Below are 23,805 nucleotides of genomic sequence, written 5' to 3'. Positions count from 1 at the left end.
AGCACACTCACGGCACCGAAGGTGCTGGACAGGCGAAGGGCCCGGTCGATCCGACCGGGCCCTCTGCAACTTCCAATGGATCAGCTCGCTGGCGGCGTGCTAGGGCCGCTGCAGTTCGTCGCGCAGTCGGGCGGAGCCGGGAGCGAGATCGTCTGGACCGTCGGATCGTTGCCGATCTTGTACGAGACGATGAGCGTCGACGCCGAACTCTCCGAGTCGAACAGGATCGCAGTGCCGCCGCAGTTGGGGGCGACCGTCACCGGGACGTTGATCGGGTAGCTGACGCCCGGCGTGAGCGGGGTGAGCGGCTTGTTCGAGTTGTTCACGATGCCGGTGACCGTCGCGACGAGGCCGCCCGGCGGCAGTGCGCACTGCGCACCGACCGTGACGCAGATCTGCAGGATGTAGCCGAACTTGACACCCGTGGAGCCACCAGGGCACTTGCAGCTCTGGCCGCCGAACGACGGCACGGGCGTACAGGGGCTCGCGGCGTAGGCCGGGGCGGGAACGGCGAGGGCGACCGCGGGTACTGACCACGCCATCGCCTTGGCGACCGTGCGTCGGCTGACGCCCGGCTTCTTCTCTTCGAGATCGAGGTCGCTCATGGCGTGCTTCTCCTGGGCTGTGGACTGGAGGCGGTCGCCTGAGCGCGACCGCTATTCGGGTGAATGCTGTGAGTTTGCAACTCTCGGCCTGAGAGTATCGGTTTTCAGGGGCCAACTCTAGAGCAGAAGCAATCCTCAGTCATATCCTCGTCACCCCGCATTCGGGTGCCATGGCGCGGATGTTAGCGTATGAGTCGCCGTCTGCGGAGCAGCTTGGCACGCAACGAGAACGAGGGGATCGCATGGCGAACGGCACCGCGATTTCGGTCTCGAACCTCTCGAAGACCTACCGCATCAGCCACCAGCACCGCAGCAGTCGCGCCACGGAGGCGATGGTCGACCTCCTCCGCCACCCGTTCCGTCGCGCGGAGGTCGAGCTGTTCGACGCCCTGCACGCGCTCGACTTCGAGATACCGCGCGGCGAGGCGTTGGGCATCATCGGCCGGAACGGCGCCGGCAAGTCCACCCTGTTGAAGCTCCTCACGCGCATCACGGCGCCGACCACGGGCCGCATCGAGCTCGCCGGGCGGGTGGGCAGCCTGCTGGAGGTGGGCACGGGCTTCCACCCCGAGTTGACGGGGCGCGAGAACGTCTACCTGAACGGCACGCTGCTCGGCATGCGACGCCGCGAGATCAAGCGCCGGTTCGACGAGATCGTCGAGTTCGCCGGCGTTGAACGGTTCCTCGACACCCCGGTCAAGCGGTACTCGTCCGGCATGTACGTGCGGCTCGCCTTCGCGGTCGCCGCCCACCTCGACACCGAGATCCTCGCGATCGACGAGGTGCTGGCCGTCGGCGACGCGGACTTCCAGCGCAAGTCGATCGCGAAGATGCGCGACGCGGCGGCCGAAGGCCGCACCGTCCTGTTCGTCAGCCACCAGATGCACACGGTGCTCAACCTCTGCACCTCCGCGATGTTCCTGCAGGCCGGGCGACTCGCGTACCACGGCGATGTCGAGACGACCATGCACCACTATCGCGAGAGCTTCGACGAGCACGCCTTGGCGCAGCAGGAGGCGACGCGGCGACCGGGTTCGGGTGAACTCCGCGCCTCCGCGGTCGCCATGGGGCAACCCACCTACGGGGTGACCGAGGGCAAGAGCGTCACCATCTCGATCCCCGCCGGTCCTCCGGAGATCCGCCGCTACTACGTGTCGGTCCACGTCACCGATTCGAACGGCGCGATCGTGGTCCAGTGCGACTCCCGCCTGACCGGCACCTGGCTCGAACCCGACGCACCGCACGAGGTGACCCTCGACATCGACGGACTCTGGCTGCGCCCGGAACGTTACTCGGTCGACGTGTTCCTCTGCGCCTCGGGGGTCATGGACTCCTGGGAGGGCGCCGCGTCCTTCGAGGTGATGCCCGGCCTCCCGTACCCCGACATGGCCACCGACGACGGCTACAAGCGGGCTGCGGTCCTCAGCGACTTCAGCTACGTCGTGCGCTGAGCGCGTCGTCGTAGATCGCCGAATATGCGCGGGCCACGGCCCCCCAGGAGAAGTCGCCGACGCGGGCGCCCCCGGCGCGGCCGAGCGCCCCGGCGAACGCGGGGTCTGCGAGGACGCGACGCAACGCGTCGGCGACCGCCGCCTCGTCGTCGGGATCGATGAGGACCGCGTCCACGCCGTCACGCGTGAACTCGGGCGGGCCGCCGTGCGTGGTGGCGAGCACGGGGATCCCCGCGCGCCATCCCTCGAGCACGGCGATGCCGAACGCCTCGACCCGGCTCGGCACCACGAGCAGCGCAGCAGATCGCATCGCCCCGCCGACCTCCGGACGGGCGAGCATGCCGGGCATCTCCACCCGATCGGCGATGCCGGATGCCGCGGCGAGCCGGTGGAGCGATCCGGCCTCCGGTCCGTCACCGCCGATCACCAGTCCGACCCCATGGAGCTCCGGCTCGCCGGCGACGCGCGCGAACGCTCGGACGAGCACGTCGAAGCCCTTGTTGCCTGCGAGCCGTCCCACGCCGAGCACGTAGCGCTCGGGCAGGCCGGGGGGCGGCGGCCCGACGGGCTCGTCGGGATCCACGCCGTTGTAGACGACGCGCACGCGATCGGGCGGGAACCCGAATCGCTCGAGGTCGCCCGCCGCCCACGCCGAGACCGAGGTCACCGCGTCGGCCCGCCGCAGCGTGCGGGCCAGCCGATCGCGCAGCAGCGCCGAGACGTCGAAGGCGCCGTCGGCGTCGCCGAACGTCTCGCCGTGATGGCTGTAGACGAGCGGAAGCCGGCGGCGGCGGGCGAGCCACTCCGCGTAGACGCCGTTCGGCCCGAAGCACTGCACGTGCAGCACCTCCGGGGCGTCCTCGCGAAGCGCTCGCGTCCAGACCCGGCGAGCCGCCGGTAGGGCGGCGCCGAACCGGGCGACTCCACTGACCGATCGGGTCGGGAGCGGGCAGGGCAGGTACCTGACGCGGATGCCGCGATGATCGCGCAGCGGAACGTCACCCCGATCGGCCGCCCAGACCACGACCTCGTGACCGCGGTCGCGCAACTCGACGGCGACGTTCGCGACGTGCTCCTCGACGCCGCCGACACGAGGCAGGAAGGAGCTCGCGACGAGGGCGACCCTGGCCATGCCCACCTCCTGCGCGGATCCGTGCGGTGCGCACCGACTAGCCTGTGCCATGAGGAGGCCGGATGCCGCACCTGATCCTAGCGACCACCGCATCGAGCAACCCGATGGGTGCGCAGCGGTACGAGCAGGAGATCAGCCGTGGCGCTCCGGCCGCAGTCCCCGAGTGGACGGTGCGCCGTGAGGTCTTCCGATCCATGCGCTCGCCGCTCGAGGGCACCCGTCGGCTGCCCATGGGCTGGCTCGCGGGAGCGACGCCCCGGGAGCGTCGTCTGCTCGGCGGCCTCGCCTTTCCTGGCCGCGACGATCTGGTGCACCGGATGGACCTCGTGCTGCCTCCCGGCCGGGGTGCCGACGTCGTGACCATCCACGACACGGTCGCGTGGCGGTTCCCCGACGAGTCCGCCCCGATCGCCGCCGCACCCGAGGAGGCTCGACGCGCCGATGCGGTCATCTGCGTCTCGGCGTTCACCGCCAACGAGGTCGTTGAGTTCCTCGGAGTGCGTGATCCGGTCGTCGTCCACAACGGCGTCGACGAACGCTTCTTCGGCGCGCCACCGCTGACCCGGCCCGTCCGCGAGCGCTTGGGGCTTATCGAACCGTTCGTTCTGCATACGGGCGGAGCATCCCGGCGGAAGAACCTGACGGCGCTGGCCGAGGCCTGGCCGGCCATCCGCCGCGCCCGCCCCGGGCTCCTCCTCGCCCTGATGGGACCCGAGCATCCTGAGCGGACGCGGCTCTTTGCCGGCCTCGACGGCGTGCGGCTGCTCGGCCGGCAGCCTGACGAGTTGGTGCCCGCCATCATCGCGAGCGCGGCGGCCGTCGTGGTGCCGTCGACATACGAAGGGTTCGGCCTGCCCGCACTCGAGGCGATGGCCGCCGGCGTGCCGGTCGTGGCCGCCGACACTTCCTCGCTCCCCGAGGTGGTCGGCGACGCCGGCCTGCTCGTTCCGCCGACGAGCGCGGGCATCATCACCGGAGTCGTGGACCTGCTCGGTTCACCCGCGGATGCCGCGGCCATAGTCGCGCGCGGTCGCACCCGTGCGGCGGAGTTCACGTGGCAGCGCGCCGTCGAGGGCCACACCCGGGTGTGGCGCTCCGTCGCTGACCGCGGACCGGCGGACGTCGCCTAGCCTGCCGACCGGCCGAGGCGGGCGCGGAGCTCCTTCCCCAGCGCGTCCTCCCTCGGGGCCGGCAGCGGCCGCCAGCGCGCAGAGCGCAGCGCGGCGGCGGACCCCCATGCGATTCCGAGGACCGTGACGCCCGCGCGACGGAGCTTCCCGCCTACGCCCGTGGCCGCGAAAACATCGCGTACCTGCGCGCCGGTCCAGCGGCGCAGTCGCCGCGAGCGCAGCCCGCCATAGCGCGCGAGGAGCACGATGTGGTTGCGACGGCCGTAGAGCTTGTACCGGGTGTCGAACCGGGCCCCGCGAACATGCGGTGCTGGTAGGTGGTCGACCGCGGCATCCGGAGCGAACACGACCCGGCCGCCGAGTGCCCGGATGCGGAGGAACATGTCGGTGTCCTCGCGGAGCGCGGTTCCGGGGTAGTCATCGCGGAAGCCGCCCAGCTCGGCGAGCATCGAGCGTCGGAACGACATGTTCGCCCCGATCCCGTGGTCGACGTCGACGACTCCGAGTGGCAGCGATGCGAAGCCGTCGGTGAGCGTTCCATCGGGCTGCAGTCGGCCGATCGGAAGGTCGTAGTCCTCCTCGCCGGCGACCCCGTTGCAGGTTCTCCCGGCGACCGCCATAACGGTCGGATCGGCGAACGCGGCCGACACCCCGAGCATCCAGCCCGGGCGCAGCACCACGTCGTCGTCGAGGAAGCTCACGATCTCGCCGCGCACCCAGCGCAGCGCCTCGTTGCGGGAACGCGTCATCCACCCGGCGAGCTCCGGCGCGTGCACGTAGACGACCGACGAGCGCATGCCGCGGGCTAGGTCTCCGCGGTCCTCGGACGATGCGTCGACGACGACGACCTCGGCGTCCGCAGGCAGCCCCGCGTCCAGTGATCGCAGGCATCGCTGCAGGAACTCCGGTCGCTCGTAGGTGACGACGCACACGCTCAGGCTCGGTGCTCCGCTCATCATCCCCCGCGTCCCTCGGTGACGGGGCACGATTCTATCCCGCCGCGGCAGGCCCGACGGCGCCCACTCGTCGCCGGCTTTGGGCGGCCACGGCACCCGAACCGCGGTTAGGATGTGCTGGTGTTCGACGACGCCGACCGCGCAACCGGGCGCCGCTCGTTCGGGCTCGTCATCCCGACGCACCGGCGTCCCGAGTTGGTGCTCCAGGCCGTCGACAGTGCGCTCCGGCAGATTCGCCCGTTCGACCGGGTCATCGTGGTGCCCGATGGCCTCGACGACCCGGCCATCGAGGCCCTCGCCGGCGTGCCGGTCGAGCTCGTCCCCATCGTGCACGCCGGCGTCGCGGCCGCCCGCAACGCGGGGCTGGCGCGGGCGACGACCGATTGGGTCTGCTTCCTGGACGACGACGACCTGCTCCATCCCGACTACCTCGCGCGCGTGGAGCAGGCGGTCGAGGTCGTTCCCGAGCGCGCCGCGTTGAGCACCTGGTACTGGAGCTTCGCCGAGACGTCCGGCCCCGACGACGAGATCACCGGCCGCACACTCGACGACTGCCTCGCCGCGGCCGCCGACGCCGTGCCGCGGCGCGACATGTCGTACCTCGACATCGAGGGCCGCAGCTTCGACCTCCTGCTCGAGCGGCTGCGCGGATCGATGAGCACCGCGGCGGTGCGACGGGATGTGCTCGTCCTCGCAGGCGGGTTCCCGAACGGGATGACGACGGCCGAGGACTGGGTGATGTACGTGAACGTCGCCCGTCTCACCGAGTGGCACACGATCGCGGAGCGCCTCGCGTTCTTCCGCGACCACGCCGGCACGAACACCCGCACGGGCTCTCCGGCCAACGGACTGACGACGCTTCGCGCCATCCGCTCGTTCTGGGAGCCGTCGGAGCTGCCCACGCCTCCGCATCGGCCGCTGGACGCCTACCGGACCGAGTACCGGCACGTGCTCGGCTGGGCCCTCGCGGCCGCGGCCGCGCATCGCGATGCAGCGTCGTATCGGGAGGCCCTGGAGCTCGCGCGCGCCGTCCTTCCGAGGCGGAGCGACCGCCTGCGCGCGTCCGTTCCCGGCTCGGTGCGCGACAGGCTCCGTCGTGCACGCCGACTGACGTCGAAGCGCGGCGACCGATGAACGCCTCCCGATCGTCACGCCCGCGCGTGGCCTACGTCGTGCTGACCCATGCCGACTGGCCGCAGGTGCGGCGCCTCGTCGATGCGATCCGCTCGTCGAGCCCCGATGCGTTCGTGTTGATCGCGCACGACGCACGTCGGGAGTCGTTCCCCGACGAGCCGGTCGATCCGCGCGTCGAGGTGTTCGAGCACGGGCTCGCCGCCGACTGGGGATCCTGGGAGTTGGTCGAGGCAACGCTCGTCGCGCTCGACCGCGTCCGGACGCGCGTCGATCCTGACCTCGTCTGCGTCGTGTCCGGGCAGGACTACCCCGCTCGCCGCCTCTCGGCGTGGGAGTCGGAGGCCCTCTCGGCCGGCAGCTGGATCGGGACCGCGTCGCCACTCCGCTACACGCCGCACTGGGGCAGGCGCCTCGGGGACGGCGACGACGCACTCACCCGCTACAGCCACCGCTGGTTCCAGACGCCGGCGGCGCGCCGCGGCATCCGGCTCGACGGATGCATGGGGCGCGCGTGGCGACGAGTACGCGATGCGGTGACGCTGCGCACGGAACCGGTCCTCTCGGTGCGGGTCCTCGAGCGCGGCCGCGGCGTCTTCTACGGCATCCGACGAGCGCGTTCGCCGTTCTCCGCCGAGCAGCCGTGCTTCCAGGGCAGCCAGTGGATCGCGCTGCGGCGAGTCGAGCTCGATCGACTGCTCGATGTCGACCTGGCCCGCGGATCACGCCTGCGGCGACTCTACGAGCACTCCGTCATCCCCGACGAGTCGGCCCTCGTCACGCCGCTGGCGTGGCGAGCAGCGGCGAGTGCGCTCGCCCCGGTCACCCACGTCGAGTGGGACGACGCCCGTGACCAGCCCGCGGTCTGCACGCTGGATCACCTGGAGGCGATCCTGGCCTCGGGGTCGCCGTTCTGCCGCAAGGTCGACTCCGTCGTGAGCGCACCGCTCATGGACGAGCTGGACCGCATCACCGCCGCCGTGGGGTGATGGTGCGGCTCAGCCGCGACGACCGCGACGACCGGTCTGCGCCGTGGCCTCCTCGACGAGCTCGCTCGCGCTGTCGGGCACGACCGTTCCGGCGGGAACAGGAGTCTCGGCGGCCTCCGCGATGTCGCTTCCCTTGGTGTACTCGCGGCGATACTCGTACGAGTACGGCGACGCGTCGACGCCACGCAACGGGGCCTTGTTGAGGACGATGCCCAGCGCCCGGCCGCGCGCCTTGTAGAGCGTGTCGAGCGCCTTGGTCAGCAGGTCGTGGGTCGTCTTCCCGAGCGTGACCACCACGAGCGCACCGTCGGCCTGGTGCGTGAGCACCGCGCCGTCGGTGACCGGCAGGAGGGGCGGGGCGTCGATGATCACGGTCGCGTGCTTCGTGAGGTCGGCGATCAGCGTGTGCATGCGCTCCGAGCCGAGCACCTCGCTCGGGTTGGGCGGGGTGCTGCCGGCCGCGAGCACCAGGAGATTGTTCGACTTGGGGGTGCGCTGCAGCACCTCGGCGAGGGACGCGCGCCCGGCGAGCACGTCGCTCAGTCCGGCGCCGTCGGGGAGGCCCATGGTCTTCGCGACCGTCGACCGGCGGAGGTCGCCGTCGACGAGCACCACCGTGGTTCCCGCCGCTGCGAGCGTCAGGGCGAGGTTGCACGCGATCGTCGACTTGCCGTCGCCCGGGAGCGGGCTCGTGACGACGATGGTCTTCGGCGGGTGGTCGACGTCCATGAACTGGAGGTTGGTTCGCAGGGCGCGCAGCGCTTCGGTGACGGCGAACGTCCCGCCCTTGCCGCCGCTCGGCGCCGACGGGTCGACGAGACGGGTCGCGGCATCGAGACCCGGCGCCACGGGGATCGTGCCGACGACCGCCACACCCGTCCGGGACTCGGCATCCTCCGCGGTGCGGATGCGACGATCGGACACGGTGCGGATGAGCGCGAACGCGACGCCGAACCCGAAGCCGAGGATGCCGCCCACGAGGAGGGCGGTCTGGAGGTCGGGGAAGGTGGGGGTGGTGGGCAGCGAGGCGGAGTCGCCGGGGATGACCGTGACCGCCGCCGATCCCTCGGACCCGTCCCCCTCGATCTGGTCGATCTCGACGATCATCGCCCGGATCCACGCCTCAGCGAGGTTGCGAGCGTCCTCGGGCGTCGACGCCTCGGCGCTGATCTTCATGATCACCGTGTCGGTCGGATTCGTGACGGTCACGCGGCCCACGAGGGCCTCGGGGGTCGTATCGAGGTCGAGCTCATCGATCGCGTTCTCCGCGACCGAACGCCAACCGGCGATGTCGAGGTACGACTGCACCCGCGAACGTGCGAGCCCGTCGCCCACCGTCGAGAGGCTCACGTCCTCGCTCTGCTTCGCCGCGACGTAGCCGCTCGCTCCTGCGGTGTACACCGGGGTCTGCAGCAGCGTCCAGCCATAGCCGGCGGCGACGCCGACCATCGTCATCAGGACGATGGCGACCCAGTGCCGGCGCAGGCCACGCAGGTAGTCGCGGAACTCCATGCCACCTCCGTGGTGCGTTCGGCCATTCCGGCCGCGGCGCGGCTGACCGTCTGTGAGTAGGCTCCATGGTATGCCAACAGCCTTTGATGTGCGCGCGCTCGCGTCGACGGTCCGTGTCGAGCTCGACGACAGCCTCAGCTCCGACGAGCAGCAGGCGATCGCGGCGCAATGGTCCGATCTCATCGTCGACGACGGCGACGCACCGCACCGCACGATCAGCGCCGGCGTCTCGGGCATGCTCGCCGAGGACGGCGCGCCGACCGTCGTGGCGCCCTCGGCCGACATCCTCGCCGATCTCATCGCCACGGAGATCACCCATCAGGGCATCACGGAGCTCCGTGGCCAGGCATTGATGCTGCACGCGGCGGCGGCCTCTCTCGACGATGGTCGCGTCGTCGGCTTCGTCGGCCCGTCGGGTCGTGGCAAGACGACCGCGTCCCGCGCGCTCGGCACCGTGTTCGGCTACGTCACCGACGAGACGCTCGCGGTGCGACCCGACGGCGCGGTCGTCCCCTATCCCAAGCCACTGTCCCTGGGCGAGCGCCCCGGACACAAGCGCACCGAGGGGGCGACGGCCCTCGGACTGAAGCCGGCTGCCGAGGCCCCGCTCCGCCTTGCGGCCATCGTCCTCCTCGACCGCCAGGCGGACGTCGCGGAGCCCATCCTCGTGCACGTTCCGCTGACCGAGGTGCTGGCCGAGCTCGTCCCCCAGACAAGCTTCCTCCCCGAGCTCGAGAACCCGCTCCGCACCCTCGCCGAGCTCGTGATCTCGACCGGTGGCGTACGCCGGGCCGTCTACGCCGAGGCCGACACGCTGCCCGGCCTCGTCGAGCAGATCCTCGCGAACCCGTCCGACGACGGCGACCCGAGGCTGACCGAGGTGGCCACGCCCGAGCGGGACTGCGACTGCTTCAAGCACCTGCTCCCCGAGCAGTACCCCGACGCCGAGCAGCCCCGCGGTGACGGGCCCGCCGGCACGTTCCGCCGAGCGACCCATCGGGACGCGCTGATGGTCGACGACCAGCTGCTCGTGCTCGTACCGGGTACGGTCACGGTGCTCGACGGCATCGGCCCGATCGTGTGGCTGGCCGCGAACGACTCGACCGAGGCCGAGATCACGGCGGCGGCGGTGCGCCAGCTGCCCGAGCCTCCCGAGGGCGTCGATCCGTCGATGGTCGTGAGCGCCGCGATCCGCGATCTCGTCGAAGCCGGCCTGCTCGTCGCCTTCTAGCGGGTCTCCTTCCACGGGGTCGCGGCTCGCGACGGCGGGCGCAGGGATGCCCCGGGGTGCCGCGCATGCGCGGCATCCGGTTCGCCCTTCGTACCCCGCTCCTCGCGATCCAGCGCGCCGAGACAGATGCCGGCGATCACGAACGGGATCGAGACCTGGGCCGCGATCCAGAAGAGGTCGAACTGGCCCTGCACGATTCGGCTCAGCACGACGGCGACCGCGATCGTGCCGTAGCGCGGATCGACGCGCCAGAGCACCACGAGCACGCCGACCCACATCACGATGAAGCCGATCAGCCCGATGATCCCGGCCGACGCCAGGACCTCCATCTCCGCCTGCGGGGGCTGGAACGGCACGGCCGTCTCGTTGTACCAGTACCGGAGGCCGTGTCCGAAGATCGGGGACTCGCGCCAGTAGTGGAAGACTTCGCGGAACCAGTTCAGCCGCTGGAAGACCGAGTTGAACTCGTTCTGCGAGGCGACCTGGTCGGCGACCATGGTGACGATCAGCCAGCCGGCGGGAATCAGCAGGAGCAGCACGAGCCGGGAGCGGCCCGTGACCCGGCGGCGAATGACCACTACGACGACGGCGAGGATCAGTCCGATCAGGGCCTGACGAGACTGGGTCATGAGGATGGCGACGACGAGCAGGGCGAGCGCCCAGCGCGCGAGCGCCCGGTTCCAGCCCATCCAGTCGGGATTCACATAGACGACGATGGCTGCGAAGGCGAGCGCGGTGCCGATGAAGTTCTTGTGCATCCCGAACGGCCAGGAGACGTAGACGGGGCTGAAGTTCCCCGTCAGGTACTGGAGTCCGCCCTGGATCACGGTGATGACGGCGATCGCGCATGCGGCCACGACGAGGAGGGATAGCGCCAGGCGCGCGTAGCCTGCTGCGCCGAGGGCCCAACCGACGATGAGGGCGCCCGACACCAGCACCCAGGCGTGCACCCACTCGATGGTATTGGCCGCATAGGGATTCACGATGACCGTGAAGAGCGTCGTGAATTGGTAGAAGAGGTTGAACCAGAGCAGCGCCCGGAGCGGCCGGCTGTAGGGACGCTTGCCGAGCAGCACGGCGCACCCGAATGCCGCCGCGAGCGCGAAGTCCGACACCGAGAGGTCGCCCGCACCCAGGCCGACGCGCTGCACGATGAAGAGCGCGGGCATCGACATGAGCGCGACGGCGAGCGGCACCGACGGTGTGAGCACCGCGCCGATGACGAGACCGGCGAGGGCGAATGCCGTCATGGTCGCGTTCTCGAGGCCTTGATTGAGGATGATGTAGGCCGCGGCGGCGGCGGCGCCGGCGAGCAGCACCCATCGCCAGAGTCCGGCCCACCACTCGGCGAGCCGATCGCGCCACAGCTGTGCGCGCAAGCTCGTCGAACCCATGGCCGTGCCCTTCGTGGAATCCGCTCCAGTATCGCAGGGTGAGGACGGCGCGGCATCCGGCCCATGAGCCGCCGCGCGCCGGGCCGAGGTCGACGACGCCTCTCGGCGGCGGCGTCAGGTCGCGCCGTCGGCGTCGTCGGCGACGAGCAGCCCGCGTCGCACGAGATCGTCGACGATGCGCTCGACCTCGGCCTGCACCGTCCGCAGCGGTGCGCCGGTCAGCTCGGCGACGCGCTCGGCGATCGACTCGCGCTCGCCGGCGCGGGCCGCGACCCAGATGGCGGCGGCGCCCCCGTCGAGCACCACGATCGGGCCGTCGGGCACCGGTGCCGCGTACACGACATCGCCCGCCTCGACTACGGCGACGCCTGGTGCCGGGCGCAGGCGGGTCATCGCGCGGCCCCCCGTCGTCGCACGCCCCGCCACGCCTCACCGACCGCCCTCGCCGGCCGGGCGACGAACTCCACGACGATCTCACCGCGGGTGGGCGGGCGCCCGAGCCGGTACTGGAGGTGCTCCACGTTCACGAGGGGCGCCCGCACCACGATGCCCACCGCTTCGGACAACGTCGGCGCCGCGCGCACGCGCCCCCACCACTCCTCGGATCGCGTGCCGCCCGTGGAGACGGCCTTCCACAGCCGGTAGTCGCGTTCCCCGCGGTACTCGTCGAGGTCCCCGACGGCTGCCGCGAAGCCCACGTGCGCGTCGAGCTCGTCGACGAGCGCCTCGATCTCCTGCCGGCGCTCGGGGCTGGCCTGGTGCCAGGCGGCGTCGAGATCGCTCGGATTCGCGCCGCGCGCGCGGGCCACGTTGAGGATGAGCAGCAGCGACTGCGCAACGGTGCTCGGCACGGGGCACCCGATGCCCGCGATCTCGACCGAGCTGCGGTCGACCCACAGCCGCTCGAACGCGGCGTCGGGCGCGAGTCGCACGCCCGGGAAGAAGCGGTGGACGTCGATGTACCCCCATACGTCGTGCAGGTAGGTCTGCGCATGGCCGAACGGCGACCCCGAGAAGAACGTGGTGTGCAGGCGCCATCCGTGAGCCCGCATCGCGTGGTCGAGCGCGACGAATTGGGCTGGCCGCACGAGGACGTCGACGTCGGTGCCGTGCATCTCGGGCGGACGCAGCGAGGGGTCGACGGCGGCCCCCTTGATGTGCAGGAGGTCGACCCTGATCGAGTCGGCGAGGTGCTGCACGGCGGCGTGCCCGAAGCGCAGGCGCACCGGGAGCGGCACGCTCACCCGCGACTCGCTCACGCCCGCTGCACCACCGCTTCGATCACGTCGGTGAGCCGAGCGACGTGATCGTCGCGTCCGAAGGAGCGGCCCCAAGCGCGACACGCCTCGGCGTCGAGCCGACGGGCGAGCACGATCGCCTCCGCGAGGGCCTCGGGCGTCTCGGATGCCGCGTGGAAGCCGTTGATCCCGGGGTTCACGGTCTCGAGGTAGCCGCCCGACGCGATCGTGGCGGCCGGGGTCCCCTCGAGCGCGGCCTCGATCACCGTCAGGCCGAAGTCCTCGCGGCCCGCGCCGATGACCACCGCGGCGTTCCGGTACGCCCAGCAGAGCTCGGCATCGCTGATGCGGCCCAGGCCGAAGACGCCCGACTCGGGCTCGTCGTGCGTGTGCGACCCGGACCCGGCGATCACGATGGGCAGGCCGGCGATCCGCGCCGCCTCCACCGCCAGGTGCACGTTCTTGTAGCCGCGGTTGCGGGCGACCACCACGGCGTACTCCGCGGGGAGCTCCCGCGCAGGCGCTACGGCGACCTGCGACACGGGCTCGACCGGCGGATGCACGACGATCGAGTCGATGCCGTACCACCTGCGTATGCGCTGCTGCGTCACCGTCGAGTTCGCGACCACCGCGCCTGCCCGGTGCATGGCATCGTGGTCGCCGTGCCTCAGCAACGGTGTGCTCAAGAAGAGGCCGGCACGGCGCAACGGACTGAGCCGCACCGCGTAGTCGTCGGCGGCGTAGAGCCAGCGTGCCGGGCTGTGCACGTAGACGACGTGCGGGATCTCGAACTGGAACCGGTGGGCCCACCCGCTGCTCGAGACGAGCGCGACATCGCCGCCGTCGACGGTCGTGCGCGCGGCGATCGACGGCAGAGCCGGAAGCATCCACTCGACCTGGTTCGCGAACGCGCCCGGGATGGTGGCACGCACGTCGAGGTCGCGGAACTCGTCGAAGGTCGATGCGGGGGCGTGCGCCAGCGTCACGACGCGCCGTGCGCCGAATCCGGCGGCCCACTCGGCCACGACGCGCTCCGCTCCACCCACCTGCAGGAGGTAGTCGTGGGCGAGGATCACCTCGGGCACCGTTCCCCCTCCCGACATGCCCGCGACGACAACGCGGGCATCGTCGTCATCGTACCTTCACGGAGACGCGGGCGCAGACGGCTCGGGACAGTGGGCGCCTGCCGTCAACGGTTCGCGGCATCCGTCAGCGACCCGCGGACCCCGCCTCGGTCACCCCGACGTCGGTGCGGTGGAAGTTCTGGAACGACCGCGACGCCGTCGGCCCGCGCTGCCCCTGGTAGCGGCTCGAGTAGTCGGCGGAGCCGTACGGCTTCTCGGCCGGCGACGAGAGCCGGAAGAAGCACATCTGCCCGATCTTCATGCCCGGCCAGAGCTTGATCGGCAGCGTCGCGACGTTGCTCAGCTCGAGCGTGACGTGGCCCGTGAACCCCGGGTCGATGAAGCCGGCCGTCGAGTGCGTGAGCAGGCCGAGCCGACCGAGCGAGCTCTTGCCCTCGAGGCGCGCCGCCACGTCGTCGGGCAGCGTGACGGCCTCGAACGTCGACGCCAGCACGAACTCGCCCGGGTGCAGGATGAACGGCTCCTCAGGCCGCACCTCGATGAGGTGGGTCAGCTCGGGCTGGTCCTCGGCGGGGTCGATGAACGGGTACTTGTGGTTGTCGAAGAGCCGGAAGTACCGGTCGAGTCGCACGTCGATCGACGACGGCTGGATCATCCCGGGCTCGTACGGCTCGAGCCGGATGCGCTCGCGCTCGAGCTCCGCCCTGATGTCACGATCCGAGAGCAGCATGCACGCCAGCCTAGCGAGCGAAGCCGCCTCGTTCCGTCGGTCGCCGAGGGCGCGAGAACGGGGCCGGCAGTTGCTACGATGGTCAACGCTGCATCCACGGATGCCGCCACGCCGATGTAGTTCAATGGTAGAACTTCTGCTTCCCAAGCAGACAGCGCGGGTTCGATTCCCGTCATCGGCTCTTCGTGAATAGTGGCTGATCAGACCCGCATTTTCGTCAACACATCGACGTTCGTGAGTTCGATTTGTTTTCCTCGCGTCACGGTTAACTCACGGTAAATGATTCAACTTGCTTTCGTGAGCGGACCGCGCTGGACCGTGCCGCCGGGCACCCAAGAGTTCTGAGCGGGCCTCCGGCCGCGACGGCCACGGCCACGGCCGATGAGTACGGAGCGTTGGGGCGGCCCGTCCCCCGCTCGCTGGCCGTCGCGCGGTAGCCTGACCTATGGGCAACGGCGAGCGACGGTCACCCGCGGACGAAGTCGGGCGCCGGGTGCGCAAGCGTCTGCCGCGGCGAGGCTTGGCCGAGCTGGTCCTGCCCGTCGACCGAGATCCCCTGGGCATTCTCGAGGAGCAGCACGCGTCGAGGCTGAAGGATCTCGTGCCGGTGCGGGTGGGACGGATGCTGCAATCGCCGTTCGCCTTCTACCGGGGCACGGCGGCGGTCATGGCGGCCGACCTGCGCGGTGCACCCACCACCGACCTCGAGGTCGTCTCCTGCGGCGACGCCCACATCTCGAACTTCGGTTTCTTCGCCTCGCCCGAACGCGCGCTCGTCTTCGACCTCAACGATTTCGACGAGGGCGGCGTCGCGCCGTGGGAGTGGGACGTGCGCCGGCTCACCGCGAGCGTGCACATCAGCGGGCGCGACATCGGCTTGAGCGAGGACGCATGCCGAGACGCCTCCTTCGCCGCCGCCGACGCGTACCGCGAGACGTTGCGGAACTACTGCCGCCTCTCCACTCGGGAGCGCTACTACGCCCGGGTCGACACGTCCTCGGTCGCACGTCACCTCGGCGAGAAAGGCGAGCGGACGGTCCGCAAGGCGGCGAAGAAGGCCCGCGCTCGCACGTCCGAGCGGGTCCTCCAGCGCCTGACGACGTTCTCGGTCGACGGCGGCATCCGCATCGTCGATCAACCTCCCATGCTGCGCCACGTCGACCACGCGACCTTGGGCGAGGTCACCGACCTCTTCACTCAATACCGCGCGACCCTGCGCGAGGACATCGCGTTCCTGCTGGAGCAGTACCGCGTGGTCGACTTCGCCCTGCGGGTCGTCGGTGTCGGCAGCGTCGGGACACGCTGCTACCTGCTCGCCGTCGAGGGCCCCACCGGCGACATGCTGTTCCTCCAGGTCAAGGAGGCTCCGCCGTCTGTCTTGACGACCTACGGGGGCCGGCGGTCGGTCATCCCCGGTCGCCCCGGCGTGACGGACTTCGTCGAGGGCCACCGCGTCGTCGCAGCCCAGCGGATCCTGCAGGCGAACCCCGACCTCTTCGTCGGATGGATGCGCGGTTGGGCCGGCGACTCCGCGGACCGCTACCGGGTGGACTACTACTGGCGGCAGTTCCGCGATATGAAAGGGTCGATCGAGCCGGCCACGCTGGACGCCGACCAGTTCCGCTCGTACGGTGCGCTGTGCGCCGCCCTTCTGGCTCGGGCGCACGGGCAGTCCCCCGCCTCGGCCGCGATCGTGGCCTACCTCGGCCGATCCGAGGAGTTCGCGGAGGCGACGGCGGCCTGGTCGGCCGCCTATGCCGATGTCGCCGAGGCCGACTTCGAGCTGCTGCGCCAAGCCGTCGCATCCGGACGCCTCCCGGCCGAGACCGGCGTCTGAGCCGGGTCCGGGCGCCTCTCAGCCCCGAGGGCGGGCCTCCTCGGACCGCTCGTCCGCCAAACGGGCGCGGCGCTCCTCTTCGCGTTTCGAGTATGCCGCCGCGCGGATCGCTTCGTCCGACTCCAGGCCCGTGCCGAGTGCGCCGGCGAGCGTAGCGACGGACGCGACGAACCAGGTGAATACGAACAGGTCGTCGTAGCCGATGGACGTGCCGAGCGAACCGCCCATCACGGCCGGGTCCAGGACGAACAGCGCCCAGACCAGGTTCACGACGTACAGCGCCAGATAGCAGATGACGACCCCGACCGTCAGCGTCAGCAGTGTCGAGGTGTTGTGGAGACGGGACCGTTCCCGAGCCTGCGCAGAGTCGTCGTCGGGCCGGTCCCAGAGTTGACCGTCGATCACGATCCAGGCGACGACGATCGTGATGGAGCCGATGGTCGCGATCCAGAGGCGCCACCCCGAAAGGGAGGAGGCCAGCAGCCAGAACGTCGGCTCGATGCATGCTCTCCTTGATCGGCTGGTCGATGAGTGCCGTCTTCATCGCGGTGATGACGATGCTCATCGCGTGGATGTTCGGCCTTCCGCTCCGGCACGAACCGAAGCTTCGCGCCCGCTGGCTGGCGAACGGCGAGCTCACCCTCACCGGTGTCCTCCCTCGTCGTCGATCTCGGCCACGACGCCGGCATCGACGACCTCGGCAATACCATCGGCTCACTGGCGGTCCTCGCCGCTATCGCCGCCGGCGACGCGATCTGTGGCGCCGTCCTCGGCGAACGCGCCGCCGGCCAGGACCACGGCGACGCAGTTGCGATGCTGCGCCGCACCGAACCGGGTAAGCGGCTTGCCCAGCATCTCGCGCGGCTGATCGACTCGAAGACCGAGACGCAATACTCCCCGCTGCTGCTCACCGAAGCACGCGCCGCAGACCTGCTCAAGGCGGCACGGCGACTCGTCGACGGCATGGACGACGTTCTCCGCACGCTCAGCTAACCGAGACCACCGCTCTCGGAGCTAGTGGTCACTTGATGGTCACGAATTCCGCATCACAGTGATTCACTCGAGCTCACACTCCCCCGTGATTCCGCGCCTCGTGAGCCCGAGTGAAGCCGAGTGAATCACTACTGGATAACTTCTGCTTCCCAAGCAGACAGCGCGGGTTCGATTCCCGTCATCGGCTCCGATCAGGGTTCTTCCCGTCACCCAGCGGCTTAACGTCAGCGAGGCTGCGCGGAGGCTCTCAGTGGCTCGAGGGCGGCGAGGACGAGGTCGAGGCCGAAGATGAACTGCTCCGCCGGGTCGAAGCCGGCAGCGACGAGCGCCGCGGCAGACTCGTTGAGGTAGGGGAACTCGTCAGGCGGAAGCTGGGGCAGGTAAACGCCCTCGGCCATGCCCGCGAGCTCATCGGCGGTGTCGAACGGCAGGCTTGCCTCCTGCAGGGCGAAGCCGTACACGTAGCTGTCGAGCAACCAGTTGGCGTGCGTCGCCATCACGACCGAGAAGCCGGCCCTCCGCAGGCAGGCGGTGACCGCTTCGTGGTGGCGGAGGTTCGCGGGCCCCGGCGAGGTTCGCGACTCCATCAGGCCGACCGCCCACGGGTGGCGCGCGAGCACCTGGCGGGCGGAGACCGCCCGCTGGCGGATCGCCGACTGCCAGTCGGTCTCCTGGGGCGGGAGCTCGATCTCCTGGAACACGATGTCGACCATCGCGTCGAGCAACTCCTCCTTGTTCGCCACGTAGTGGTAGAGCGACATCGCGCCCGCGCCGAGCGTCGCAGCCAGCCGACGCATGCTGAGCCCGTCGACCCCTTCGCGGTCGGCGAGCCGGATCGCCTCGTCCACCACCCGCTGCTTGCTCAGCCCCGCGTCCGGCATGACCTGACGTCGTTCACTCGCAGACACGGGTCTCCTTCTCGCTCGAACTGCTTGACAATGGTACAGCGTACGAGTAATAGTACAGTGTACGAGTACGGTGTACGAGCCGGCGGGAGTCACAGCCCGGACGTGAGGAGGATCTTGTGGGAGTCGAACAGCGATCGGATGCCGGAGCACCCCGGGTGCCGCGTACGAGTCCGGGCGCGGCGACGATGCGGGCCGTCGTCCAGCACCGCTACGGCCCGCCCTCCGTGCTCGAGGTGTCCGAGGTCGGGCTGCCGCTACCCGGTCGAGGCGAAGTGCTCGTCGAGGTGGGCGCGGCCTCGGTGCATCCCGGTGACTACTTCGTCATGACCGGTCAGCCGTACGTGGTGCGCCTGGCTTTCGGGCTCCGACGGCCGCGCCATGGCATCCCGGGCAGGGACCTCGCCGGTGTGGTGGCAGCGGTGGGTACGGATGTCACGGCGCTCCGCCCCGGCGACGAGGTGTTCGGCTGGTGCACCACGGGAACGCTCGCGGAGTACGCCTGCGTCCCGGTGGACCACCTCGTGTCCACGCCTGCCAACCTGTCGGTCAGCGACGCGGCAGCAGTGCCGACGTCGGCCATGACGGCGTTGCAGGCAGTACGCGACGTCGCGAACGTTCGACCGGGCCAGACGGTGCTGATCACGGGCGCGTCGGGCGGCGTGGGCTCCTTCGCCGTGCAGCTCGCCAAGGCGTTCGGTGCCGAGGTGACAGGTGTGTGCAGCACCCGGAACGTCGACCTGGTCAAGTCGCTCGGTGCCGACCATGTCGTGGACTACACGAGGACCGACTTCACCCGCACCGAGAAGCGCTACGACGTCATCCTCGACAACGTGGAAGCCCAGCCCTTGGCGGATCTCCGCCGCGCGCTCACGCCCACCGGCACCCTCATCCCGAACAACGGACACGGCGGCCGTTGGCTCGGCCCCCTCGGCCGGATCGTCAAGGCGCGCGTGCTGTCCGGGTTCACCCGACAGCGGCTGAAGCCCTTCACGTCGTTCGCGAAGCGCCAGGACCTGCTCACCCTGGCCGACCTGCTCGCGACCGGGCAGGTCAGGCCCGTCATCGACCGCACCTACGCCCTCGACGAAGCGGCCGACGCCCTCCGCCACGTCGCGGCCGGCCACACCAGAGGGAAGGTCGTCATCACCGTCTGACGACCCGACCGACGAGAACGACCCACCCGTGCGTATGCACGCCCAGACCTGCCGCCACCCCGGCGGACGGACCGCTCCACTCAAAGGAAGAACCGATGACCATCCGAACGACAACCCCGAACCTGCTCGACAACCCGCCGATCCCCGTGCGGGCCAAGCTCGCCGCCGCATGGACCAGCTTCATGTTCCTGTACGTCTACGTCGACGTCCTCAACTTCTACAAGCCCGGCGTCGTCGACGGCATCCTCAACGGCCTCGTCTGGAGGTTCGACATCAGTTCGACGTTGTTGACGATCTTCCTCGTCTCCGTGTCGATCCCGGCCCTGATGGTGATGCTCTCCATGACGCTGCCCGCCCGGGTGAACCGCGCCACGAACCTCGTCGTCGCCTCGCTCCTCATCCCCTACTCGATCTTCAACGCGGCTGGGGCGACCTGGGACTGGGCCGCCTTCTACGGCATCTCCATCGGAATCGAGGTGCTGCTCCTGGCCTTCGTCCTGCGCTCCGCCTGGACATGGCCTCGAACCTCCGCCGTCCCATCCGGTCCCGCGACGACCGACCTGCGACCGGGCCTTCGACGGTAGGCCCCTGCTCGATCGGCAGACCTACCAGACGGTGCCGCCGCCGGCCGAGATGCCGCCCCACGTGAGCGCGATGAAGATTCCGGCGAACACGACGGGGGCGATGCCCTTGCCGCTGCGCGCGAGTCCCTTCAAGAGGGCGATCACGGCGAGGATCGCGGCGACGATGGAAAGGCCGCCGCCCAGAATCAGCCCGATGAACAGCGGAATGGGCATGAGCACGAGACCAGCCAGTGCGAACCAGAACGCGGCCCAGGCAGTCGGGTTGGAGCGGGGTTCCACGGACGAGGACATTCGTCCATTATCCCGGGTCCCCGGTCCGGCTCTGATCAGGCACGCCCGCGCCGAAGCCGTGCACCGAGCTCTCCGCCATCCGCTTGAGACCCATGCGGTCCACCTTTCCCGTGGCGGTGGAGGGCATCTCGTCGATCACGACGATCTCCTCGGGTGCCTTGTAGCCGATCTTCGCCCGCGCGAAGCGGATCAGCTCGACGTCGGGCGGCCGCTCGCAGCCCTCTCGCAACGTGATGTACGCGCGCACGTTCTCTCCGTGGACCTCGTCACGGATTCCGATGACGCCAACGCTATCGACGCTCGGGTGCTCCAGCAGGACGTCCTCGATCTCCTGCGGGCTGATGTTCGATCCGTCGTGCACGATGATCTGCTTCCGGCGACCGGTGAAGTAGAGGAAACCGTCGGGGTCTGCGCGGAGGACGTCGCCCGTGTCGAGCCAGCCGTCGGCGAACGCGGCATCCGTCGCCGCGGCGTCAGCCCAGTAGCCGACGCAGGCGCCGTTGGTCTTGATCCACGCCCGACCCTCGCCCCCGGCCTCGACCTCGGCGCCGACGTCGTCGCGGATCGAGAGCGAGACGCCGGGTGCGGCCAGGCCGACTGAGCCGATCCTGATCTCGGCGGGTGGACTCACGCTCACGAGCCCGGTCTCCGACAGCCCGTAGGCCTCGTCGATCGTGGTTCCGCTGAGCGCGATGAACTCGCGTTCGAGTTGGGCGGACACCTTGTCCCCGGCCGCCCGGCACAGGCGGAGGGACGAGAAGTCGTCTTGCGTGGCGCCGTGGTCACGGGTCAGTGCGAAGAGGGCCGAGGGCAGCATCGAGAGCACGGTGGGGCGATCGTCGCGCAGGAGCGCGAGCAGCTCGTCTCCGTCGAACGTGCGGGCGACGGCGATGCCCGCACCGGCACTCAGCGCCCCGAACGACACGTAGAAAGCACCGACGTGCGAGAGCGACGATCCGGCCAGCACGAGGTCACCGGGGCCGAACTCGAGCGCGGCCGCCGCAGTGGCGAACATCCAGCCGAGCGTCGCATGCGTGTGCGTCACGCCCTTCGGGGGACCTGTGCTGCCCGACGTGAAGAAGATGACCGCGGGCGCGGTGGGCGCCGGAGGCTCCAGCGGCCTGGCCGGCCCAGCGCGCTCCAGCAACTCCTGGAACGCGGCCCCGCCATACTCCGCCTCCCGGTAGCCGATCGTGCCCAGTGGGAGTTGCGCCACCCGATCGCTCGCAGCCAGGTCCTCCTCGCGCTCGACGTGGGCGAGCAGCATCCGTGCCTCGCTGATACCGAGCGCGTGGTCGATCTCAGCAGCCGTGTAGCGGTAGTTGAGCGGGGTTGCGACCAGGCCCGCCGTGAAGCAGGCGAGGTAGTGGACGATGAGTTCGTACCGGTTGGGCATGAGCGACGCGACCCGGTCACCCGGCTCAAGGCCAAGCTGGAGGTATCCGGCTGCAAGCCGGTCGGTGAGGTCCTCGAGCGCCTCCCACGACAGGCGCGCCCGCGCCGAGACGAGCGCGAGTCCGTTCGGATCGCGGTCGAGACCGGCACGCAGCAGGTCGCTCGGCGTTGCCGGCTGTCGCAGCTCTGCTCCGGAGTAGGTCCCCACCAAGATCTCCCGACGGCGTGTGGCAGGAGCCTACGCCCCGGTCCGTCTCGCCACCACAGCGGGGCATGGCGACGCGCGAGGCCGGGTTCGATCGCGATCATCGATCGTCACGGTGCGACCGCGGGGCATTCGGGGATCCCGACGAACGGCGCCGACGGATGCGCCTACCCGGCGCTCACATCCGGGTGGCGATGATCACGCTCGAGGTCACGGTGTAGACGATCATCGAGACCACCGGCGCGCACACGGCTACGGCGATCGCCGCGACGCCGTAGGCGCGTCCACGCTTCAGGACCACGGCGAAGATGCCCTGCACCAGCGCCCAGACCCCGATCACGGTGCCGAGCGTGAGCTGCAGCAGGATGATCGATCCGAGCTGGACGTCGACGGTCGAAAGCGGCGCCGCCATGTCCTGCTCGAACGTCGCGGACGGATCGGCCGCCTCACCGGCGATCACTCCAGCCGTCACCGACGCCGCGACCGAGAGGACGAACACGACGATCGCGCCGATGCACGCGACGAGGCCGAGCGTCCGGGGCTTCGCCGCCTCCGGCGACGGGGTGCCGTACGGCAGGACGCCCGCCGTGTCGGGGAGGAAGTGACCGGCCGGAGGGTGCACCTCGGGGGGGAGGACGGCGGTGGAGTACGCAGCGGTCGGGTGCGCGATTGGAGCGTATTCGCCGTACTGCGGGCGAGAAGGATCGGTCATGGTCACCGGGCTTTCGGGTCGGGTCCGCCGGCCCGGATGAAGGGGTGGACCGACGTCAGCGTCGCAACAGTATCCGGACGGCTGGGGTCGTTCGTGACCCCAAAGCGGGGGTGGGCCTACGGTTCGACGTCCGCCCCGCCCAGCCCCATCAGCGTCAGGAGCTCCCACGCCGTGTGCGCGGCGGCGAGACCCGTGATCCCCGCGTGGTCGTACGCCGGCGCCACCTCCACGACATCGGCGCCGACGATGGGGAGACCGCGCAACCCGCGGAGCACGGCGAAGAGCTCGCGGGTGGTGATCCCGGCGACCTCGGGAGTCCCCGTACCGGGCGCCTGCGACGGATCGAGCACGTCGATGTCGATCGACACGTACACCGGACCGGAGCCGAGCCGTCCCCGGACCTGCTCCGCGATGCCGTCCATCGACCGGTGCTGGAACTCCTCGCTCCGGATCATCTCGAACCCGGCGCGGCGGTCGTCGTCGAGCTCGTCGGGGCCGTAGACGCCGCCCCGGATGCCCACGTGCTGGCAGTGGTCGAGATCGAGCAGCCCCTCCTCCGCGGCCCGTCGGAACGGCGATCCGTGCCAGATCGAGGCGCCGTGCAGCACGTCCCAGGTGTCGAGGTGGGCGTCGAAGTGCAGGACCGCCAGGGGCCCATGCGTCGCAGCAGCGGCCCGCAGCAGGGGCAACGCGATGGTGTGGTCGCCGCCGAGCGCCAGGATCCGCGAGCCGCCGCGCACCAGCCGCTCCGCGTTCGCGTGAATGGTCTCGACGGCCCGCTCGATCCCATACGGCCCGACCCCGATGTCTCCGGCATCCGCCACCTGCTGCTCCCGGAACGGGTGGGCCTCGTGGAACTGGTGGTAGGGATGCAGCTGGCGGGAGTGCTCCCGGATGTGGGCGGGCCCGAATCGAGCGCCGGGCCGGAAGCTGGTGCCCGAGTCGAACGGGACCCCGACGACCGCGATGTCGGCGTGGTCGACCTCCTCGAGCCGCGGCAGCAGCGCGAACGTCGCGATCCCCGCGTACCGGGGCAGGTCGGGATCGTCGCGCTGACCGATGATGTCCCGCTCCGTCGTCATCGCCGGCACCTCGCCTTCCGTCCGAGACCGTGATCCTCGTCGCACGGTCACCTCGCATCG

24 protein-coding genes and 2 tRNA genes are annotated in these 23,805 nt (G+C 70.3%); 11 read left to right on the top strand and 15 right to left on the bottom strand.

Translation table 11 applies throughout. The features are described from left to right. Nucleotides 1-80: 80 nt before the first annotated feature. Entirely contained in the window at nucleotides 81-605 is a 525-nt protein-coding gene (locus ACWGO8_RS08415) for a hypothetical protein (RefSeq protein ID WP_452042620.1), read from the bottom strand. Between the two features lie 242 nt (nucleotides 606-847). Here ACWGO8_RS08415 and ACWGO8_RS08410 point away from each other — a divergent pair, with 242 nt between their 5' ends. Next, entirely contained in the window at nucleotides 848-2,056 is a 1,209-nt protein-coding gene (locus ACWGO8_RS08410) for an ABC transporter ATP-binding protein (RefSeq protein WP_452042619.1), read from the top strand. Here the strand turns inward: ACWGO8_RS08410 and ACWGO8_RS08405 are convergent. After that, complete coding sequence (locus ACWGO8_RS08405; RefSeq protein WP_452042618.1) at nucleotides 2,037-3,188, bottom strand: glycosyltransferase family 4 protein; 1,152 nt, start codon at nucleotides 3,186-3,188, stop codon at nucleotides 2,037-2,039. The two genes, ACWGO8_RS08410 and ACWGO8_RS08405, sit on opposite strands and share 20 nt — an antisense overlap. A gap of 62 nt (nucleotides 3,189-3,250) precedes the next feature. Here ACWGO8_RS08405 and ACWGO8_RS08400 point away from each other — a divergent pair, with 62 nt between their 5' ends. Next, on the top strand, nucleotides 3,251-4,318 hold the full coding sequence (locus tag ACWGO8_RS08400) for a glycosyltransferase family 4 protein (protein WP_452042617.1): 1,068 nt from the start codon (nucleotides 3,251-3,253) through the stop codon (nucleotides 4,316-4,318). Here the strand turns inward: ACWGO8_RS08400 and ACWGO8_RS08395 are convergent. Then, nucleotides 4,315-5,274, bottom strand: coding sequence for a glycosyltransferase family 2 protein (locus tag ACWGO8_RS08395; protein WP_452042616.1), 960 nt, complete (start codon nucleotides 5,272-5,274; stop codon nucleotides 4,315-4,317). The two genes, ACWGO8_RS08400 and ACWGO8_RS08395, sit on opposite strands and share 4 nt — an antisense overlap. A gap of 120 nt (nucleotides 5,275-5,394) precedes the next feature. On the opposite strand from ACWGO8_RS08395, the gene ACWGO8_RS08390 reads away from it, so the two are divergent. Next, the gene (locus tag ACWGO8_RS08390) at nucleotides 5,395-6,408 is read left to right on the top strand and encodes a glycosyltransferase family 2 protein (RefSeq protein ID WP_452042615.1); all 1,014 of its coding nucleotides are present in this window, start codon (nucleotides 5,395-5,397) and stop codon (nucleotides 6,406-6,408) included. Beyond that, complete coding sequence (locus ACWGO8_RS08385) at nucleotides 6,405-7,394, top strand: hypothetical protein (RefSeq protein WP_452042614.1); 990 nt, start codon at nucleotides 6,405-6,407, stop codon at nucleotides 7,392-7,394. The genes ACWGO8_RS08390 and ACWGO8_RS08385 overlap by 4 nt, the downstream gene beginning before the upstream one ends. A gap of 9 nt (nucleotides 7,395-7,403) precedes the next feature. Here the strand turns inward: ACWGO8_RS08385 and ACWGO8_RS08380 are convergent, their stop codons facing one another. Next, nucleotides 7,404-8,906, bottom strand: a complete 1,503-nt coding sequence (locus ACWGO8_RS08380) for a polysaccharide biosynthesis tyrosine autokinase (RefSeq protein ID WP_452042613.1) — start codon at nucleotides 8,904-8,906, stop codon at nucleotides 7,404-7,406. Between the two features lie 70 nt (nucleotides 8,907-8,976). On the opposite strand from ACWGO8_RS08380, the gene ACWGO8_RS08375 reads away from it, so the two are divergent. Then, complete coding sequence (locus tag ACWGO8_RS08375; protein ID WP_452042612.1) at nucleotides 8,977-10,137, top strand: hypothetical protein; 1,161 nt, start codon at nucleotides 8,977-8,979, stop codon at nucleotides 10,135-10,137. Here ACWGO8_RS08375 and ACWGO8_RS08370 read toward each other — a convergent pair. From ACWGO8_RS08370 to dcd, 5 genes are all read right to left on the bottom strand, one after another. Beyond that, entirely contained in the window at nucleotides 10,134-11,531 is a 1,398-nt protein-coding gene (locus ACWGO8_RS08370) for an O-antigen ligase family protein (protein ID WP_452042611.1), read from the bottom strand. The genes ACWGO8_RS08375 and ACWGO8_RS08370 overlap by 4 nt on opposite strands. Before the next feature lie 114 nt (nucleotides 11,532-11,645). Next, nucleotides 11,646-11,924 carry a PqqD family peptide modification chaperone gene (locus ACWGO8_RS08365; protein WP_452042610.1) on the bottom strand — a complete coding sequence of 93 codons (279 nt, stop codon included), beginning with the start codon at nucleotides 11,922-11,924 and terminating at the stop codon, nucleotides 11,646-11,648. Further along, on the bottom strand, nucleotides 11,921-12,790 hold the full coding sequence (locus tag ACWGO8_RS08360; protein WP_452042609.1) for a nucleotidyltransferase family protein: 870 nt from the start codon (nucleotides 12,788-12,790) through the stop codon (nucleotides 11,921-11,923). Before ACWGO8_RS08360 ends, ACWGO8_RS08365 begins: the two co-directional genes overlap by 4 nt. Then, nucleotides 12,787-13,854 (bottom strand): glycosyltransferase, encoded by a 1,068-nt coding sequence (locus tag ACWGO8_RS08355; RefSeq protein WP_452042608.1) that lies wholly within the window; start codon nucleotides 13,852-13,854, stop codon nucleotides 12,787-12,789. Before ACWGO8_RS08355 ends, ACWGO8_RS08360 begins: the two co-directional genes overlap by 4 nt. Before the next feature lie 124 nt (nucleotides 13,855-13,978). Beyond that, complete coding sequence (gene dcd, locus ACWGO8_RS08350) at nucleotides 13,979-14,584, bottom strand: dCTP deaminase (protein ID WP_376953008.1); 606 nt, start codon at nucleotides 14,582-14,584, stop codon at nucleotides 13,979-13,981. Between the two features lie 110 nt (nucleotides 14,585-14,694). Here dcd and ACWGO8_RS08345 point away from each other — a divergent pair. Both ACWGO8_RS08345 and ACWGO8_RS08340 read left to right on the top strand, forming a co-directional pair. Continuing rightward, nucleotides 14,695-14,765 (top strand) — tRNA-Gly (locus ACWGO8_RS08345). 339 nt (nucleotides 14,766-15,104) lie between these two features. Next, the gene (locus tag ACWGO8_RS08340; RefSeq protein WP_452042607.1) at nucleotides 15,105-16,421 is read left to right on the top strand and encodes a DUF2252 domain-containing protein; all 1,317 of its coding nucleotides are present in this window, start codon (nucleotides 15,105-15,107) and stop codon (nucleotides 16,419-16,421) included. A gap of 18 nt (nucleotides 16,422-16,439) precedes the next feature. Here the strand turns inward: ACWGO8_RS08340 and ACWGO8_RS08335 are convergent, their stop codons facing one another. Then, the gene (locus tag ACWGO8_RS08335; RefSeq protein WP_452042606.1) at nucleotides 16,440-16,826 is read right to left on the bottom strand and encodes a hypothetical protein; all 387 of its coding nucleotides are present in this window, start codon (nucleotides 16,824-16,826) and stop codon (nucleotides 16,440-16,442) included. A gap of 243 nt (nucleotides 16,827-17,069) precedes the next feature. Here ACWGO8_RS08335 and ACWGO8_RS08330 point away from each other — a divergent pair, with 243 nt between their 5' ends. After that, nucleotides 17,070-17,414, top strand: coding sequence for a hypothetical protein (locus ACWGO8_RS08330; protein ID WP_452042605.1), 345 nt, complete (start codon nucleotides 17,070-17,072; stop codon nucleotides 17,412-17,414). A gap of 115 nt (nucleotides 17,415-17,529) precedes the next feature. Continuing rightward, a tRNA-Gly gene (locus ACWGO8_RS08325) sits at nucleotides 17,530-17,601 on the top strand. A 37-nt stretch (nucleotides 17,602-17,638) separates the two neighbouring features. On the opposite strand, the gene ACWGO8_RS08320 is transcribed toward ACWGO8_RS08325, so the two are convergent. Continuing rightward, nucleotides 17,639-18,322, bottom strand: coding sequence for a TetR/AcrR family transcriptional regulator C-terminal domain-containing protein (locus ACWGO8_RS08320; protein ID WP_452042604.1), 684 nt, complete (start codon nucleotides 18,320-18,322; stop codon nucleotides 17,639-17,641). 116 nt (nucleotides 18,323-18,438) lie between these two features. Between ACWGO8_RS08320 and ACWGO8_RS08315 the strand changes: the two genes are divergently transcribed. Together ACWGO8_RS08315 and ACWGO8_RS08310 are read left to right on the top strand one after the other, a co-directional pair. Continuing rightward, nucleotides 18,439-19,476: an NAD(P)-dependent alcohol dehydrogenase gene (locus ACWGO8_RS08315; RefSeq protein ID WP_452042603.1), complete on the top strand. Its 1,038-nt coding sequence runs from the start codon at nucleotides 18,439-18,441 to the stop codon at nucleotides 19,474-19,476. 95 nt (nucleotides 19,477-19,571) lie between these two features. Continuing rightward, nucleotides 19,572-20,060, top strand: a complete 489-nt coding sequence (locus tag ACWGO8_RS08310) for a DUF6326 family protein (RefSeq protein ID WP_452042602.1) — start codon at nucleotides 19,572-19,574, stop codon at nucleotides 20,058-20,060. Between the two features lie 21 nt (nucleotides 20,061-20,081). Here ACWGO8_RS08310 and ACWGO8_RS08305 read toward each other — a convergent pair whose 3' ends face one another. From ACWGO8_RS08305 to speB, 4 genes are all read right to left on the bottom strand, one after another. After that, entirely contained in the window at nucleotides 20,082-20,351 is a 270-nt protein-coding gene (locus tag ACWGO8_RS08305; RefSeq protein ID WP_452042601.1) for a hypothetical protein, read from the bottom strand. A 7-nt stretch (nucleotides 20,352-20,358) separates the two neighbouring features. Next, nucleotides 20,359-21,954, bottom strand: a complete 1,596-nt coding sequence (locus ACWGO8_RS08300; protein ID WP_452042600.1) for a class I adenylate-forming enzyme family protein — start codon at nucleotides 21,952-21,954, stop codon at nucleotides 20,359-20,361. A 175-nt stretch (nucleotides 21,955-22,129) separates the two neighbouring features. Continuing rightward, entirely contained in the window at nucleotides 22,130-22,663 is a 534-nt protein-coding gene (locus ACWGO8_RS08295) for a hypothetical protein (protein ID WP_452042599.1), read from the bottom strand. A gap of 116 nt (nucleotides 22,664-22,779) precedes the next feature. Further along, complete coding sequence (speB, locus tag ACWGO8_RS08290; protein WP_452042598.1) at nucleotides 22,780-23,745, bottom strand: agmatinase; 966 nt, start codon at nucleotides 23,743-23,745, stop codon at nucleotides 22,780-22,782. Nucleotides 23,746-23,805 lie beyond the last annotated feature (60 nt).

Source organism: Agromyces sp. NPDC055661 (assembly GCF_053618135.1).
This window is presented reverse-complemented; position numbering and strand designations above follow the sequence as displayed.

Bases quoted from the DNA above. Each gene is read 5' to 3' on its own strand.
- ACWGO8_RS08305 (WP_452042601.1), bottom strand. From the start codon at position 20,351: ATGTCCTCGTCCGTGGAACCCCGCTCCAACCCGACTGCCTGGGCCGCG.
- ACWGO8_RS08385 (WP_452042614.1), top strand. From the start codon at position 6,405: ATGAACGCCTCCCGATCGTCACGCCCGCGCGTGGCCTACGTCGTGCTG.
- ACWGO8_RS08295 (WP_452042599.1), bottom strand. From the start codon at position 22,663: ATGACCGATCCTTCTCGCCCGCAGTACGGCGAATACGCTCCAATCGCG.
- speB (WP_452042598.1), bottom strand. From the start codon at position 23,745: ATGACGACGGAGCGGGACATCATCGGTCAGCGCGACGATCCCGACCTG.
- ACWGO8_RS08370 (WP_452042611.1), bottom strand. From the start codon at position 11,531: ATGGGTTCGACGAGCTTGCGCGCACAGCTGTGGCGCGATCGGCTCGCC.
- ACWGO8_RS08410 (WP_452042619.1), top strand. From the start codon at position 848: ATGGCGAACGGCACCGCGATTTCGGTCTCGAACCTCTCGAAGACCTAC.
- ACWGO8_RS08375 (WP_452042612.1), top strand. From the start codon at position 8,977: ATGCCAACAGCCTTTGATGTGCGCGCGCTCGCGTCGACGGTCCGTGTC.
- ACWGO8_RS08310 (WP_452042602.1), top strand. From the start codon at position 19,572: ATGACCATCCGAACGACAACCCCGAACCTGCTCGACAACCCGCCGATC.
- dcd (WP_376953008.1), bottom strand. From the start codon at position 14,584: ATGCTGCTCTCGGATCGTGACATCAGGGCGGAGCTCGAGCGCGAGCGC.
- ACWGO8_RS08400 (WP_452042617.1), top strand. From the start codon at position 3,251: ATGCCGCACCTGATCCTAGCGACCACCGCATCGAGCAACCCGATGGGT.
- ACWGO8_RS08380 (WP_452042613.1), bottom strand. From the start codon at position 8,906: ATGGAGTTCCGCGACTACCTGCGTGGCCTGCGCCGGCACTGGGTCGCC.
- ACWGO8_RS08405 (WP_452042618.1), bottom strand. From the start codon at position 3,188: ATGGCCAGGGTCGCCCTCGTCGCGAGCTCCTTCCTGCCTCGTGTCGGC.
- ACWGO8_RS08415 (WP_452042620.1), bottom strand. From the start codon at position 605: ATGAGCGACCTCGATCTCGAAGAGAAGAAGCCGGGCGTCAGCCGACGC.
- ACWGO8_RS08365 (WP_452042610.1), bottom strand. From the start codon at position 11,924: ATGACCCGCCTGCGCCCGGCACCAGGCGTCGCCGTAGTCGAGGCGGGC.
- ACWGO8_RS08395 (WP_452042616.1), bottom strand. From the start codon at position 5,274: ATGAGCGGAGCACCGAGCCTGAGCGTGTGCGTCGTCACCTACGAGCGA.